The organism is Bacillus sp. C30 (genome assembly GCF_040838255.1).
Lineage (GTDB): Bacteria > Bacillota > Bacilli > Bacillales > Bacillaceae_G > Bacillus_A > Bacillus_A mycoides.
In genome coordinates this window covers 1-16,221 of sequence record NZ_JBFPJH010000058.1, presented here as the reverse complement: position 1 = coordinate 16,221, position 16,221 = coordinate 1, and the positions used below count along the sequence as shown (strand labels likewise).

Annotated in this window: 11 protein-coding genes and 2 pseudogenes; 6 read left to right on the top strand and 7 right to left on the bottom strand. The window is 36.6% G+C overall.

The genetic code is table 11. The features are described 5' to 3' along the window. Positions 1 to 47 precede the first annotated feature (47 nt). Both AB3X49_RS08845 and moaA read right to left on the bottom strand, forming a co-directional pair. A pseudogene (locus AB3X49_RS08845) lies at positions 48 to 317 on the bottom strand (ThiF family adenylyltransferase); the annotation flags it as partial. 17 nt (positions 318 to 334) lie between these two features. Continuing rightward, the gene (gene moaA / locus AB3X49_RS08840) at positions 335 to 1,348 is read right to left on the bottom strand and encodes a GTP 3',8-cyclase MoaA (protein ID WP_367961587.1); all 1,014 of its coding nucleotides are present in this window, start codon (positions 1,346 to 1,348) and stop codon (positions 335 to 337) included. A 376-nt stretch (positions 1,349 to 1,724) separates the two neighbouring features. Between moaA and AB3X49_RS08835 the strand changes: the two genes are divergently transcribed. Beyond that, the gene (locus AB3X49_RS08835) at positions 1,725 to 2,417 is read left to right on the top strand and encodes a Crp/Fnr family transcriptional regulator (protein ID WP_367961585.1); all 693 of its coding nucleotides are present in this window, start codon (positions 1,725 to 1,727) and stop codon (positions 2,415 to 2,417) included. Positions 2,418 to 2,535: 118 nt separating this feature from the next. On the opposite strand, the gene narI is transcribed toward AB3X49_RS08835, so the two are convergent. Genes narI through AB3X49_RS08815 form a run of 4 tightly spaced genes read right to left on the bottom strand, consistent with a single transcriptional unit; the run spans position 2,536 to position 8,917 of the window. After that, positions 2,536 to 3,225: a respiratory nitrate reductase subunit gamma gene (narI, locus tag AB3X49_RS08830; RefSeq protein ID WP_070139209.1), complete on the bottom strand. Its 690-nt coding sequence runs from the start codon at positions 3,223 to 3,225 to the stop codon at positions 2,536 to 2,538. 17 nt (positions 3,226 to 3,242) lie between these two features. After that, entirely contained in the window at positions 3,243 to 3,773 is a 531-nt protein-coding gene (gene narJ / locus AB3X49_RS08825; protein ID WP_002031591.1) for a nitrate reductase molybdenum cofactor assembly chaperone, read from the bottom strand. 19 nt (positions 3,774 to 3,792) lie between these two features. Next, positions 3,793 to 5,244, bottom strand: coding sequence for a nitrate reductase subunit beta (gene narH / locus AB3X49_RS08820; RefSeq protein WP_367961582.1), 1,452 nt, complete (start codon positions 5,242 to 5,244; stop codon positions 3,793 to 3,795). Further along, positions 5,234 to 8,917: a nitrate reductase subunit alpha gene (locus AB3X49_RS08815; RefSeq protein ID WP_113770893.1), complete on the bottom strand. Its 3,684-nt coding sequence runs from the start codon at positions 8,915 to 8,917 to the stop codon at positions 5,234 to 5,236. Before AB3X49_RS08815 ends, narH begins: the two co-directional genes overlap by 11 nt. A gap of 710 nt (positions 8,918 to 9,627) precedes the next feature. On the opposite strand from AB3X49_RS08815, the gene AB3X49_RS08810 reads away from it, so the two are divergent. From AB3X49_RS08810 to AB3X49_RS08800, 3 genes and pseudogenes are all read left to right on the top strand, one after another. Continuing rightward, the gene (locus AB3X49_RS08810; protein ID WP_098632226.1) at positions 9,628 to 10,590 is read left to right on the top strand and encodes an AAA family ATPase; all 963 of its coding nucleotides are present in this window, start codon (positions 9,628 to 9,630) and stop codon (positions 10,588 to 10,590) included. After that, positions 10,590 to 11,804 carry a DUF58 domain-containing protein gene (locus tag AB3X49_RS08805; RefSeq protein WP_367961579.1) on the top strand — a complete coding sequence of 405 codons (1,215 nt, stop codon included), beginning with the start codon at positions 10,590 to 10,592 and terminating at the stop codon, positions 11,802 to 11,804. Before AB3X49_RS08810 ends, AB3X49_RS08805 begins: the two co-directional genes overlap by 1 nt. Beyond that, positions 11,801 to 14,028: pseudogene (locus AB3X49_RS08800) on the top strand (transglutaminase TgpA family protein). Before AB3X49_RS08805 ends, AB3X49_RS08800 begins: the two are co-directional and overlap by 4 nt. 79 nt (positions 14,029 to 14,107) lie before the next feature. Here AB3X49_RS08800 and bsaA read toward each other — a convergent pair. Beyond that, on the bottom strand, positions 14,108 to 14,593 hold the full coding sequence (bsaA, locus tag AB3X49_RS08795; protein ID WP_367961577.1) for a glutathione peroxidase: 486 nt from the start codon (positions 14,591 to 14,593) through the stop codon (positions 14,108 to 14,110). Between the two features lie 225 nt (positions 14,594 to 14,818). On the opposite strand from bsaA, the gene AB3X49_RS08790 reads away from it, so the two are divergent. Both AB3X49_RS08790 and AB3X49_RS08785 read left to right on the top strand, forming a co-directional pair. Then, positions 14,819 to 15,028, top strand: coding sequence for a DUF3925 family protein (locus tag AB3X49_RS08790; protein ID WP_002127081.1), 210 nt, complete (start codon positions 14,819 to 14,821; stop codon positions 15,026 to 15,028). 96 nt (positions 15,029 to 15,124) lie between these two features. Beyond that, complete coding sequence (locus AB3X49_RS08785; protein WP_367961574.1) at positions 15,125 to 16,096, top strand: MBL fold metallo-hydrolase; 972 nt, start codon at positions 15,125 to 15,127, stop codon at positions 16,094 to 16,096. The last annotated feature ends 125 nt before the right edge of the window (positions 16,097 to 16,221 follow it).

Below are 16,221 nucleotides of genomic sequence, written 5' to 3'. Positions count from 1 at the left end.
GCTTATTGGCAGGCGTGGCGATTTTATTAAAAAGATTCTAGACAGGTTCTTAAATGTTCTGCCGCTGCAATTGCTTTTGGTTTACACTGCTGTGCATCTTCTTCTGTATATAACTGTTGCCGCTGTAAATTACTCCATTCGACGTAGTCACGGTCAGCAATTGTCAATTTCCCAATCCCCATCCTAACGAGCGCTTCCGCATTTGCAGCTCCTAGTGCACCCGCACCGATTAGGAGCACATGTTTTTTTCTTATTTTTCTTTGTCCCATTTCACCAATTCCAGAAAACAATACTTGCCTTGAATATCGCTCTTGCATAGGGAATCCTCCTTTCGCTATCCACCAATATAAGACATTTCAACTTTTGGACGTTTATTTGTACTTTCAGCCGTTCTTTCATCCGAATACCGATCTGTTCTGCACTCCCATGTATGTTGGAGAATTTTTAATAATGAAGCATCAGAAATATTTTCTCGAAGAAGCGTTCGCAAATCCGTTCCTTTCGTTCCAAATAAGCACGTAAAAAACTTACCGTCTGCCGAAATACGAGCTCTCGTACAAGAGGAACAAAAAGATTCAGAAACAGAAGTAATAAATCCAACTTCTGCATCGCTCCCTATATATCGATACAATTTCGCAACTTCTCCAAAGTAACGAGGTTTAACAGGCTCAATCGGATATACACGATTAATTTTCTCTATTAATTGTTCCTTCGTAATGACTTGTTCAAAGTTCCATCCGTTCGTACTGCCCACATCCATAAATTCGATAAAACGAAGCTGAATTTCTTGTTCTTTAAAATAACGAGCCATAAGAAGAATTTGACTATCATTCATCCCTTTTTTTACGACCATATTTACTTTTACTTCTAATCCAGCTGCTTTTGCTGCTTCAATTCCTTTCAATACAGGTTTTGTACTTACATTTCGTCCATTAATTTTTCGGAAGACATGATCTTCTATCGCATCTAAACTAATGTTTACACGTTTTAATCCCGCTTCTTTTAATGCCCTTGCCTGTTTTGCTAAATGAATACCGTTTGTTGTGAGTCCAATATCCTTTAAGCCTTCTAGCTTTGCAAGCCTTGCAATTAACTTCGGTAAATCTTTACGCAATAAAGGTTCACCGCCAGTAAGTCTAATTTTATTAACACCCATACTTATAAATAATCTCGCTAACCTTTCTATTTCATCGAACGTTAATAAAAACTCTTCCTGTAAAAAAGCATAATCAGGACCGAACACTTCAGCTGGCATACAGTACGTGCACCTAAAATTACAACGGTCAATAACTGAAATACGTAAATCTTGAAGTGGCCGCTCTAAAGAATCTTTCATCTTCTCGTGCATCTATATCCCTTCTTTTCTACTGCAATCATTAGTAAGCTTTCAAATTTTTTATTTGCCTTCATTATAAAAAAGAAGCTACATATTCAATGTGACTTTTCTCACATTACTTTCCCCATTCAAAAATTCTTCACAAATCCGTTCGAATTTTGTTCACATCTCTAGTCCCATTCTCTTTACATACTAAAATTTCTTAAACTAAAAAACTTATATTCGTATAATATAAACCCTTACTATAAGTAGCTTTTTAGACATTTAAGGTCGTTTTCCCTTACGGTCATTGAAATTTTACTTTATTTTCAAAAATATCTCTTGCAATTTCATCATGATTACATCCAAAATAAGAAATATACTGCTTATAAGAAGAAAGGTGATTGCTGTGGCAAACAGTACGGCATTATCCAAAGATTTAAAGGAGTTACTTTCATCTGTTGAATATAAAATGCAAATCAATAAGGGGAGTTTTATTTTTCAAGAAGGTATGGAAGCAACAGAAATTTATATCATTCACTCTGGAAAAGTGCAAATCAGTAAACTTAGTGCTGACGGACAAGAATTAACACTTCGCATTTGTTCACAAAATGATATTATTGGGGAATTAACATTGTTCACGGAAAATGCAAGGTATTTATTAAATTCAAAATGCCTTGAAGATGTTGAAGTAGGCGTTATAAAGCGTGAAGCCTTAGAAAAAGCATTACTCCAAAAACCCGCTCTTGTATTTGAATTTATGAAATGGATTAGTGAACATTTAAGAAGAATGCAAACGAAGTTCCGAGATCTAGTATTACACGGCAAAAAAGGTGCCCTATATTCTACCCTCATTCGAATGACAAATAGTTATGGTGTGTTAAAAGAAAATGGGATTCTCATCGATTTACCATTAACGAATCAAGAACTTGCAAACTTCTGTGCAACTTCGCGTGAAAGCGTAAATCGAATGTTAAATGATTTGAAAAAAAAAGGTGCGATTTCTATTCATAAAGGAAAGATTACAATCCATGATTTACAATTTTTAAAATGTGAAATTGCTTGTGAAGATTGCTCTGCCTCTGTTTGTAGCATAGAGTAGCATCTTATTTAGATGCTACTCTTTTTTTCTTGCATACAGTTATTTCCTAAAAAAGACGAGGCCTTCCATTAGACCTCGTTTCATGTTAGTTGCTAACTTCTATTCGTTTACTGTGGCATTATTTTTTCAATTCATTAGGAATACGTCTTCTGTAAATCACATAACTACGGCTTAAGTATTTAATTGGGGCACTAAATACATGAACAAGTCTTGTAAACGGCCATACCGCGAAAAGCCCCATCCCTGCAATAATATGAATTTTAAACCATACAGGTACTTCCATCATATATTCAACTTTCGGTTGGAAAATAAAGAGACTACGGAACCAAGGACCGATCGTTGTACGATAATCAAACCCTTTTGAGTCGATATTTAAAAAGGTTGAAGAAAGTCCTGCTAGCATAACGATAAGTAATAAAATAAGCGCAATGTAATCTCCTGTTGTACTCGTTGCAATGATGCGTTTTACTGTTAAACGGCGATACGTTAATATAATTAATCCAATAATAGAGGCAATACCTGCCGGAAGTCCGAAACTAATTGCTACTATATGATACATATGCTCAGAAATACCTATTGAACGGTATACAGACTCTGGAATTAAAATCCCCATAACATGACCACCAATGACGAACATGATCCCAAAGTGGAATAATAGACTTCCGATTCGGAGCATTTTCTTTTCTAATAGTTCACTAGATTTTGACGTCCATCCAAATTGATCATAGTTGTATCTGAAAATATGTCCACCGATAAAGATTGCAAAAATGATATAGGGAAACAATACCCATAGAAATTGATCCATCATTTTGACAACTCTCCTTTCTAATTTGCCTGTACACCCCATGTATTGATAGCGAGTAGAACAGCGGCGAGAATTGGTTCATACATACAGTTTGCTTCTTTTAATTGCCCGTGCAACGCTTGTATATTTTCCGTGTATTTACTCATAATTGGCTCGCTATCTTTTTCATTCGCGTTTGCAAGAAACTCAAGTAGAAGCGGTAAATAATCAGGTAGTTCTTTATCTGTTACGTTAAAACCAGATTTTTGATAATGCTGTTTTAACTCTAATAATTCAATTCCACGCTCTCTTTGTTCACCTGTTTTCATGTAGGTAAGATACATATTTGTCTTCTTTCCAAAGTCGAATGTATAGACGTAAGAATCAATAAGTTGATTGTCTGTTTTATTTAGCGCTTCTTTTATAAATGTTGTAAGTGATGCTCTGATTTCTTCCTGTTCAATTTCTTGAATCTCTTCCTGTAATTCTAGTAAAGCTTCCCTCCAACCTAGTTCAGGATAGGAGAGAAGAAAAGAAGAACAAGAAAAAGCTGTTTGTAAACTTTGTTTCATAGTTTTCTGCCCCCTTTTTTTAAGAAATTGTCGTACAAGAGCCTGGCCCACCTGCGAAAGATAAACCACAACTTCCTTGTTCGCGGTGAGACGTCGGGATAACAAAGCGATCTTTATATTTCGCAATAGCAAGAAGACGATACATATCTTCTACATCTTCTTTCGTTAAACCGAGTTCTTTTAATACAGCTTCATTTGGTTCTTTATTAATTTGCAATGCTCTCATATGTGTTCGCATGACAGCCAATTTTTTCAATGTAAGACGAATATGTGATTCATCTCCTGCAGTGAGTAAATTCGCTAAATATTGAATTGGAATACGCATATTATCAATAGCAGGGAAAATCTCTTCTGCTTGCCAGTTACTACCTTTCCCCTCCACCATGTTCATAATTGGGCTAAGCGGCGGGATATACCAAACCATTGGCATTGTACGATACTCTGGATGAAGAGGTAGAGCGATTTTCCAATCGATAATCATTTTATAGATTGGTGACTGTTGTGCTGCTTTAATCCACTCTTCAGGAATGCCTTGTTTTTTCGCTTCAGCTGCTACTTCTGGATCATTTGGATCTAGGAAAACAGTAAGCTGAGATTCATATAAATCTTTTTCATTTTCAACAGAAGCCGCTTCTTTTACTTTGTCAGCGTCATATAGCATTACCCCCATATATCGAATACGTCCTACACATGTTTCAGAACAAATTGTTGGCATACCAGCTTCAATACGAGGGAAACACATTGTACATTTTTCAGCTTTATTTGTTTGCCAGTTAAAATATACTTTTTTATACGGACAAGACGATACACAAAATCTCCATGCACGACATGCATTTTGATCCACAAGAACAATCCCATCTTCTTCACGTTTATACATCGCACCCGATGGACAAGAAGAAACGCAAGATGGATTCATACAATGTTCGCAAATACGTGGTAAATACATCATAAAGACATTTTCAAAATCCGTTTTAATTCCTTCTTCCATTTTCTTGACGTTCGGATCTTGTAACCCTGTTATATGTCCGCCTGCTAAATCATCTTCCCAGTTTGGACCCCATTCAATTTTGTCGATAAATTCACCCGTAATTGCTGATTTCGGACGAGCAACTGGTTGATGCTTACGCTGCGGGCTATTTGTTAATGTTTCATAATCATAATTCCAAGGTTCAAAGTAATCATCAATTGTTGGTTGATCTGGATTGTGAAAAATATTCATAAGACGCTTCATTTTCGAACCGGATTTCAGCTGAATTTCACCATTTTTCAATTCCCAGCCGCCTTTGTATTTCTCCTGATTTTCCCATTGTTTCGGATAACCAATTCCAGGTTTCGTTTCTACGTTATTGAAGTACATATATTCAGCACCTGGACGATTCGTCCAGGTGTTTTTGCATGTTACGCTACAGGTATGGCAGCCGATGCATTTATCTAAGTTCATTACCATTCCGACTTGCGCTTTAATCTTCAAGCCAATCTACCTCCTTCAGTTTACGGATTACAACGTTTAAGTCACGCTGGTTCCCAGTCGGACCATAATAGTTAAATCCATAGCTTAATTGGCCATATCCACCAATCATATGTGTTGGTTTAACGTGAATACGGGTTGGACTATTATGTGTTCCCCCGCGGGTGCTTGTTAATTTCGTACCAGGCACGTTAATGTGACGATCTTGCGCATGATGCATAAATGCCATCCCCCTCGGTATACGGTGCGTTACAACAGCACGTGCTACGACTACGCCGTTACGGTTAAAGCATTCAATCCAATCATTATCAGCAACACCAGCTTCATTCGCATCATCTTTATTCATCCAAACAGTTGGACCACCTCTAAACAGCGTTAACATTGGTAATGAATCGAAGTACATACTATGAATCGACCACTTATTATGCGGTGTTAAATAGTTTAGTGTAATTTCTTTCCCTTCTACTTCAGGGCGTGATTTACGGAATGGTTTATGTTGCAGTATTGGTTTAAATGTTGCCATCGTTTCGCCAAATTCTTTCATCATGTCGTGATCTAAGTAGAAAGATTGTCGACCAGTTATCGTTCTCCAAGGGATGAGACGTTCAACATTTGTTGTAAATGGTGAGTAACGGCGTCCACCTTTTTCAGAACCCGTAAAGGCCGGAGAAGTAATTACTGTTTTAGGCTGCGCTGTAATTTGTTCAAATGTGAAGCATTCTTCTTCACGTTCTTCTGCTAAGTCACGTAGTTTTAAATCGGTTTGTTTTTCAAGCGCTTCCCATGCTTTTACCGCCATATGACCGTTTGTTGTAGAAGAAAGTGTTAATACCGCCTCAGCAGCATTAATTGCTTCTTTTATGTCTGGGCACCCCTTCGCAATAGAATCCGTTCGAACAACTCCTAATCGACTCTTTAATTGCTCATATTCTTTTTCTGCCGACCAAGAAATCCCTTTCGTACCAATCGGTTGTTTTCCGGTATTTGGTCCAAGCGCTGTCATCTTGTCATAAATCGTTTTATAATCCCTTTCGACAACATGAATTTGCGGCATTGTTTTACCTGGGATCGGTTCACACTCACCTTTGCTCCAGTCTTTAATCTTGCCAAGTGGTTGCGCTAATTCTTGCGGTGTATCGTGAAGAAGTGGTGTTGCAACGACTTCTTTCATTGGTTCAAGATCGATTTTCTTCGCTAAATCTGACACAGCTTTAGAAAGAGAGGTGAAAATATCCCAGTCAGAGCGTGCTTCCCACGGTGAACCGATTGCTGGATTAAATGGATGCACAAATGGATGCATATCCGTACTGCTTAAATCATGCTTTTCATACCAAGTTGAAGCAGGTAAGACGATATCAGAATAAAGCGCCGTTCCAGCCATACGGAAATCTAAATTAATGAGTAAATCTAACTTCCCTTCAGGTGCATCTTCATGCCACTTAATTTCTTCTGGTCTTAATGAGTCACTATCGTCATTCATTAATCCGTTTGTTGTACCTAATAAATGTTTTAAGAAATATTCGTGTCCTTTACCGGAACTTGAAATTAAGTTTGCACGCCATACGAATAAGTTACGCGGGAAGTTGTTTTTATTATCTGGGTCTTCAATCGCAAATTTCAGTTCTTTTTCTTTTAGCTTTTGTGCAACGTATTTTCCGATTTCTTCTTGCGTTGTTGCACCAGCAGCAACAGCTTCTTTATATAATTCAATTCCATTCTTCTCGAATGTTGGATAAGAAGGTAACCAGCCAAGTCGTGCTGCTAATACGTTGTAATCACCGTGATGTTGATAACGAGAGTTGCCCTCAACTGGTGATGCTAAATGTCCAACAGGTGTATCTTCATAACGCCATTGATCTGTTACGAAATAGAAGAAAGATGTACCGTTTTGTAATTTTGGTGGCCCTTGCCAATCTTTCGCCATCGCGATTGTTTGCCATCCTTCTGCTGGTCGTAATTTTTCTTGACCAACATAATGTGCCCAACCGCCGCCGTTTACACCTTGTGCCCCAACAAGAAGAACAAGATTTAAAACTGCGCGATAAATCGTATCAGAGTTAAACCAATGGTTAATACCAGCTCCCATAATAATCATCGAGCGGCCATTCGTATCAACTGCATTTTGCGCGAACTCACGAGCAATTTGAATAATAAGCTCTCGCTTTACTCCGGTCATTTTCTCTTGCCATGCAGGTGTAAACGGTACATCATCATTGAAATCTTTCGGTTCTTGCCCGCCGAGCCCTCGGTTCACACCGTAATTTGCTAACGTTAAGTCATATACAGTTGTAACGCACACTTCGCCTTCTTCTGTCATAACTTTTTTCACTGGAATTGTACGTTCTAATATTGTATTTCCATCATCAGAGAAGTACGGAATTTGCACTGTTTCAACACTATCTTCCATTCCAAGTAAAGAAAGACGTGGATCAATCGTTTCACCTGTCTGTTCATCTTCTAAACGTAAGTTCCATTTCTTTTCGTTATCCCAACGTGATCCCATTGTGCCGTGAGGTGTTGCAAAATCATTCGTATTCTCGTTCCAAATTACAGGTTTCCATTCCCCTAACTTCGTTTCGCGTCCAATATCAGAAGCATTTAAGAAACGATCAGCAACGAATTGATCTCCTTTTTCTTTCAATGTGACAAAGAAAGGAAAATCAGTATATTGCTTCGCATACTTTGTGAAGTATTCCACTTGATTATCTACGTAAAATTCTTGTAAGATCACATGCCCCATTGCCATCGCAAGTGCACCATCTGTACCTTGTTTCACACTAATCCAATCATCTGCAAACTTTGTAGACTCGGCAAAGTCAGGACTTACAGAAACGACTTTCGTTCCTTTATATCGAACCTCTGCTAAAAAGTGAGCATCTGGTGTTCTCGTCATCGGTACATTTGAACCCCATGTCATAATGTAACCAGAGTTATACCAGTCACTACTTTCTGGTACATCAGTTTGATCACCCCAAATTTGCGGAGAAGCTGGTGGTAAATCTGCGTACCAATCATAGAAACTAAGCATTGGTCCACCCATAAGTTGCATAAAGCGGCTACCTGCTGCATGACTTAACATCGACATTGCTGGAATTGGTGAAAAACCAACATTTCGGTCTGGACCGTATTTAATTACTGTGTATAGTAATGAAGCAGAAACGAGTTGTAATACTTCATCCCAATTCGCACGAATGAATCCTCCTTTACCACGCGCCTGCTTATACGTACGTGCTTTTTCAGGGTTTTCCACAATGCTTTTCCAAGCGTCTAGTGGTGACTCGTTATTTTGTAGTTCCTCTTGCCACATACTCCATAGAACACCACGTACATATGGATATTTCACACGAAGCGGACTATAAATGTACCAAGAAAAGCTCGCTCCACGCGGACATCCTCGTGGTTCAAAATCAGGCATATCAGGACCTGTTGTTGGATAGTTAAGCTCTTGACCCTCCCATGTTACAATTCCATCTTTCACATAAATGTTCCAGCTACAAGAACCAGTACAGTTCACACCGTGTGTAGAACGGATTACTTTATCATGCTGCCAACGCTTTCTGTACACATTTTCCCATTCACGATCTTCATATGTTTCTTGTGTATGATTATCGTTATAACGATCTATTGGTGAAAAATATTTTAAACGTCTCATTAGTGCTGAAGGTTTCTTCTTCATACTGTTCACTCCTTTAGTACGTCTCTCTTACATACCCTTACTATAAAAGAGGTTGTAAAATACAGATGTGACATTTCGCACAGTTCAAGAGATTGTCATAAATTCATTTGGAAATCGGTTTAAGGGGAAACATTTATAAGTAAAGATTACTTTGTTTTGTTGTGAAGATTTCGGTCAGCGGTGGGCTTATTAGGAGAATAGTATTTGGAGGATCCATCTTTTTTTGCATAAGAAAAAACGCAGGAGAAATTCCTACGTTTTTATATAAATATATTAAAAAGAGTTTTGATACTACTTCAATAATGCTATAAGGAATTTACTTTTCTGCAACGATACTATTATCAAGACATATTTTATATAAAGTGAAACTTTAATCAGCCCGCAAATAGAGGGATAAAACTACAAATCATTATTTACTGTATTGCCCTTAATTACGGAAACAATTATACTAGATGTTATCTGCATATATAATCTGAATATTCATAAAATTACGAGTAGGATTTCCTTTGGGGAAATAGAAATTATAAAGTATATCACCATGATTTTTTAACATTTAAGTTTTTCCTATTTATATAAGTTCTCAATATGAACTTATATAAACCATTCCTACTTACCTCTTAGATTACTATTATACTGCATTAAAATGAAGGAACTCCTTTTCTTTAACATAAAAATGAATTAGAAACGATAATAAAATTAGGAGGATTACGATGCCCCAGCTTGATTCATTACATCCCATAGTAGAAAAAATAATCACCAATATTGAAAAATTAATGGTCGGAAAACGAAAAGAAACGATCTTAGCTTTGACAGCTCTCTTAGCTGAAGGTCACGTACTATTAGAAGATGTTCCCGGTGTCGGGAAAACAATGCTAGTACGTGCTCTTTCTAAATCAATTGATGCTGATTACAAGCGTATTCAATTCACACCTGATTTACTGCCGTCAGATGTAACAGGTGTTTCTATTTATAATCCAAAAGAACTCCAATTTGAGTTCAAGCCTGGACCGATTATGGGGAATTTTGTACTTGCTGATGAAATTAATCGTACATCTCCAAAGACACAATCTGCCTTACTTGAAAGTATGGAAGAAGGCACTATCACAATAGATGGCATTACAAGATCGTTACCAAAACCTTTCTTTGTAATGGCTACACAAAATCCGGTCGAATATGAGGGAACATATCCTTTACCAGAAGCTCAGCTCGATCGTTTCTTGTTGAAGCTAAGAATGGGATATCCTACACCAGAAGAAGAATTTGAAATTTTAAACCGGATGGAAAAAACAAATCCACTCTCTCATTTACAAGCTATTACTACAATAAAAGAATTACTTTATTTACAACAAAGCGTACGGGAAGTAAGCATGGACAAAGCAATCAAGCATTACATTGTAAAGCTTGTTAGTCAGACTCGTTCTTATAGTTCTATACAGCTAGGTGCAAGTCCACGCGGCTCAATCGCTTTAATGAAAGCTTCACAAGCTTATGCATTCATCCATGGCAGAAATTATGTTATTCCAGACGATGTTAAATTTTTAGCGCCTTACGTTTTAGCTCACAGACTCATTCTAAAAATGGAAGCAAGATTTGAAGGAATAACAGGAGAACAAGTTATCGCCAAAATCGTTGCACGAACTACCGTGCCGACTCAAAGGACGAAAAACCTTTGATGAAACGACTACTACGAGCACTATATCACGTTACGAAGTTATTGCTAATACCTCTATGCCTAGTCTTAACATTTGTATACGCTATGCTTCAAGGAGAATTTGTAAGTTGGTTTTTGTTTTACAGTACGATTCCTATTGGTCTTTATTCACTACTACTTCCCTTCTACGCTTTACGAGACGCTGAAGTAAAACGAATAACAAACCAAAATGAATATGCAGCAGGAGAACAATTTTTAAGCACTATTACAATAAAAAGAAGATTTCCTTTTCCCTTACTTTATTTAATTATAGAAGATGAACTGCCATCACAATTTACAAATTGTAGACAAACGAAGGTGAATAAGGTAATACTCTTTCCAGGATTCAAACGGAATATTTCGTTTCAATATGTTATTGACACAATCCCTAGAGGAGAGCATACTTTTTCAAGCGTACGTGTCAAAACTGGTGATCTATTCGGTATGATGGAGAAAGAAGTAACTTTTTCAGTTCCAGATACATTTTTAGTCTATCCCCAGTATGTAGATATAACGTATCGACAATTGGAAAATCATTTCGAACAAGGAGCGCTTTCAGCAAATATAAATTTAGCAAAGGACTCTACAATTTCTGTCGGTGTCAGAGAATATAAGCCTGGTGATCGCTTTTCATGGATTGATTGGAAAGCAACTGCACGAACAAACAACATTATGACGAAAGAATTTGAACAACAGCGCAGCCATAATATTATGATATTCATGGACAGAACTGAGTCCCCTCTATTCGAATCAGTCGTAACATTTTCCGCCTCTATTGTAAGGGCTGTATTGAAGCAAAATTCACCAGCGTCATTCGTGTCTGTCGGAAAAGAACGAACTTTTTTCCCTTTAGACAATGGAGATAGTCAGTTGCATCAAATCTTTTGTCATTTAGCGAAAGTACAAGCGGACAGTGTATTCCCACTCTCCCGGAGTGTAGAAATGGAATTAAGAAAAATTTATGAGACCGTAACGATTATACTCGTAACAAGCGATCTTTCTCCCGATATTCAAAAGGCAACTGACTTTGCTGCTATAAAAAACAGAAAATTAATGGTGTTTGTCGTGAAAGAAAAAGCAAATCAACTCTCACATCGAGAACTAAGTATTCTAGAAACTCTACAAAAACGAAAAATATTTGTAAATGTGGTTTATGGGAACCGGTATACAAACGTGTTTTTTGAGGTGAGCAAATGATAACATTACGAGCAAAATACAAATGGGATATGAGCAAATTCTTCATGCATGTATGTGCACTTCTACTTTTACTAGAATGGCTAAGACCCCTTATAGGTATTACAAACGTAGGTAGATTAGATATTTTTGTAATATTTATAGGAATTTGCTTCACTCTCTCTTTTTTTCAAACAAGGTGGCAGATTCCAATAAAGATTGTCACGATCTTATTCATCATTCATTTCCTGTATTATAAAAATGCTTTTATAAATCCATCTTGGCTAACAAAATTTTTTGCTGATATTTCTCGAAATTCCTCTCTGTTTTTCCAGGGGGATTTGCTAGATATTTCTCCAGTTTTTCCAACATTATTATTTTTTCTATCATTTTGGTTTTTGAGTTCTTTCAGCTCTTTTTGGGTTATTCATAAAAAACGTGGGTTGTTATTTCTTGCATTGACTATTATTTATATCACAACTTTTCATAACTTACATTTATACAATGCAAACTACGCTATTATTCGTACTGTTGTCATCGGCTTTTTTATGCTTAGTCTTCTTCAAATAGAACGAATAAAAGAGATTGAACACTTACAAAATTATGCTAGAGTAATCTCAAAATTACTTAGACCTCTTACAATATTTATTGTATTGTCAGCAACCATCGCATACTTCGCTCCAAAATTTGGCCCTCAATGGCCAAACCCAATGAATTTTTTAAAATTCAACACATCCGAAGCAAGTAAAGAACAAGAAGTTTCTAAAATTGGGTATGGTTTATATGACTCGCAATTAGGTGGTCCTTTTAAGGCGGATAATACAATTGTTTTTACAGCACAAACGCAAAACAAACAATATTGGAGAGTAGAAACAAAAGATTTTTATACAGGAAAAGGCTGGGAGGTTTCTGAAAACCCGAAAAAGGTTTCTTTTAAAAATAAAAACGACGTCGTGAGTTGGTACGAACAAAATACAAAAACGGAGACAACCGAAGCAACAATCACCATGCAAAAAAGTTATCCTCACCTTACCTATCCAGCAGGATTAGTATCTGTTGATGCTTCTTCTAATGTATCATACAGCGTGACCCATTTTCAGAAAAAATCTATACGATGCACGGAGACTCTTCTACTACTTTAAATTCGTATAAAGTAACATATGAGATTCCGGAGTTTTCCATAGAAAATTTGAAATCTGTAAAAACGAATGAAGGTCATGAAACAAGTCCTTATTTCATGACAAAGTACACACAACTTCCCGAATCATTACCGCAGCGAGTAAGAGACTTAGCTGTTAATCTTACAAATGATAAAGGCAACCGATATGACAAAGTATTAGCTATTGAAAATTACTTCACAGACAATTCTTTTGTATACGAAACAATGAATGTCTTATACCCTGCCAAAAACCAAGACTATGTAGATCAATTCCTTTTCGATACAAAAAGCGGCTACTGTAATAATTTTTCGACGTCTATGATCGTGTTACTTCGTTCTGCCGGGATTCCCGCTCGCTGGGTAAAAGGATTTACAGAAGGAACTCTGGAGAATACACTTGCCTCTGCAGAAGGTGAGAATGTTTATACAATCGCGAACAATAACGCACACTCTTGGGTCGAAGTATATTTCCCAGGATACGGATGGATTCCATTCGAACCAACAAAAGGATTTACCAATCCCTATAATTTTACAAATAATACTCCTGCTTCTACTTCACAAAATAACGAAGTAAATAATTCTAATAACGAGCCAATACACCAACGGAACAATGAAGCAAAGCTCAAAAGTTTAATAGAAAATACAGAAGAAGCCTCTACTAAAAAGATCACAAATTCCAAAAATGATTTTTCTTGGTGGTACGTATTCCTCTCTACGATACCGATTAGTATCATCGGATACATTCTCTTCACCACTAGAATGAAATGGATTACATTTTTTATTATTCTTTTCTATAAATACCGAAAAGATGATGCTGTTTATCAAAAAGCTTACGGTGCACTTTTAAAACAATTTGCGAGAATCGGCATACCACGGGGTGAAAGTCAAACATTCCGAGAATACGCTCTCCACATCGATACACTTTACAATTCGGCCGATATGCAACAACTTACTTTCAGTTATGAGAACGCTATGTATCAAAAGGAACAGGCCGCAGCCGCATGGAAGACATCCGTACACTTATGGGACGTGCTTATGAAAAAAGCAGCTTCTCTGCCTAAATCAAACGACTACGATAGAGTGATTTAATCTTGATAATGTGAGTTTAAAGAAAACACCTCAAAGAGCTACTTTGTTCTTTGAGGTGTTTTTTAGCAAAGTGAAAATCCTAATTATTCCCAAGTGTCTTCTCAATCTCAACCTCTAAATCCACCGGCTTCGTCTGCGGCGCAAAACGCGCTACTATTTTCCCGTCTTTTCCAATTAGAAACTTAGTAAAGTTCCATTTCACTGCTTTCATACCGAGTAAACCTGGCGCTTGTTCTGTCATGTATGTATAGAGAGGATGAGCCTTATCACCTTTCACATCAATCTTCGCAAACATCGGGAAGTTCACACCGTAGTTCAATTCACAAAAACTAGTAATATCAGCTTCTGTGCCTGGTTCTTGTCCCCCAAATTGATTACAAGGGAAACCGAGTATTTCTAGTCCTTGGTCTTTATATTTATCATATACTTCCTGTAACCCTTTATATTGTGGTGTAAATCCACATTTACTAGCTACATTTACAATAAGCAGTACTTTTCCTTCGTAATCTTTTAACGATTTATCTTCTCCTGTTATTGTTTTAGCTGAAAAATCATAAACTGTCATTGTTCCTACCCCTCTCATCACTATCATTCTATGTTTATACTATACTACATTCGTGAATATACAGCTCTTATTACGTACTCACATACCGGGATGATAGCGCTTTATTTTCGTTCGAAAATTCGACACAATATACTAGACTTTTATGATGGAAAGTTTTACAATTAATTTGCGAACAAAATGTGACAGTTTATATTTCCATTATAATAGAAAAGGATGGTGTTCATTATGAAAACTGCACAACATGAAACGATTTCAAATCGCGAGTTTTATTTCGTACTATATATGATGTTATTGTATGTTATTGGCTGGGTAATCGATGTAAATGGTTTATTTTTAAGCTCCTACTTTAATTTAGCAGGAGAAATTATGCTTCCGATCGTTGGCGGCATTGTTGGACTGTTCGTTATGTCTATCAATAAAGAACAAACGAAATAACTACATTACAAAAGGGCAGAAGACGAGCTTTCGTTTTCTGTCTTTTTCTATTTTTAGCGTATAATAGATACATACCGTATATAAGGAGTGGTAAGTATGAAAAAAGTAGAACAACTATCTTCTCATCTATATCTTATTGATGATTATGACTTACAACATGATGAACGCACAGGTACATACGTTTTATTAGGTGACGATATTACTTTAATTGAAACTTGTGCGGCCCCTTCTCTTCCCTATATTTTAGACGGCTTACAGCAATTACATATTAATTTAAATGATGTAAAAAACATTATCGTTACACATGTTCATTTAGATCACGCAGGCGCAGCAGGGTTAATGATGGAAAAGTGCCCAAATGCTACTCTATTTGTGCATCCGCGCGGGGCTCGTCATATGATTGATCCAACAAAACTAATTCTTGGCGCAAAAGCTGTGTACAAAGAAGATTTTAATAAACTTTTTGATCCAATTCTTCCAATTGAAGAAGAACGTGTTCATATCGTACAAAATGGTGATACATTAAAAATTGCAGAAGACCGTACACTCACATTTTATGATACACCAGGACATGCGAAGCACCATATTAGCATTCATGATTCATTAACAAACGGCATTTTTACTGGCGATACAATAGGAATTTATTATAGAGAACTCGCAGACCTTGATGTAGAACTATATCTACCATCAACGTCTCCTTCACAATTCCAGCCAGATGCGATGATTGCTTCTAAAAATCATATTCAAAGTATGAATGTAGTTACTATTTATTTCGGTCATTACGGCGCATCATCCAATGTTACAGAAGTATATAACCAACTTGAACATTGGTTACCCATTTTCGTTGGTACTGGTAAAGAAGTCTTTGAAAAGTATAATGATTTCGATGAAGCGACTAAAGCTTTACAAACTTTATTAATGGATAAAATCTCTTCTCATCTTACAAAGTTAAACGTTCCATCAAATCATTCCGTTTATAACATTTTACATCTAGATATAGAAATTAGTGCAATGGGCATTATTGATTATTTCACGAAGCAAGAGAAATCCAAATCCACTATCAACTAACAGTAAAAGAAGAGATATATAACAGTAGTTATTGTATATCTCTTCTTTTTTTGAATATATTTTTTAATAAAGGATGGTGGAATGGAATGCAAAAATTGATACTTTACCTCTGCTTTACATTATTT

Excerpts from the sequence above, each read along its gene's own strand:
- moaA (WP_367961587.1), bottom strand. The coding sequence starts at position 1,348 with ATGCACGAGAAGATGAAAGATTCTTTAGAGCGGCCACTTCAAGATTTA.
- narI (WP_070139209.1), bottom strand. The coding sequence starts at position 3,225 with ATGATGGATCAATTTCTATGGGTATTGTTTCCCTATATCATTTTTGCA.
- narJ (WP_002031591.1), bottom strand. The coding sequence starts at position 3,773 with ATGAAACAAAGTTTACAAACAGCTTTTTCTTGTTCTTCTTTTCTTCTC.
- AB3X49_RS08815 (WP_113770893.1), bottom strand. The coding sequence starts at position 8,917 with ATGAAGAAGAAACCTTCAGCACTAATGAGACGTTTAAAATATTTTTCA.
- AB3X49_RS08810 (WP_098632226.1), top strand. The coding sequence starts at position 9,628 with ATGCCCCAGCTTGATTCATTACATCCCATAGTAGAAAAAATAATCACC.
- AB3X49_RS08805 (WP_367961579.1), top strand. The coding sequence starts at position 10,590 with ATGAAACGACTACTACGAGCACTATATCACGTTACGAAGTTATTGCTA.
- bsaA (WP_367961577.1), bottom strand. The coding sequence starts at position 14,593 with ATGACAGTTTATGATTTTTCAGCTAAAACAATAACAGGAGAAGATAAA.
- AB3X49_RS08790 (WP_002127081.1), top strand. The coding sequence starts at position 14,819 with ATGAAAACTGCACAACATGAAACGATTTCAAATCGCGAGTTTTATTTC.
- AB3X49_RS08785 (WP_367961574.1), top strand. The coding sequence starts at position 15,125 with ATGAAAAAAGTAGAACAACTATCTTCTCATCTATATCTTATTGATGAT.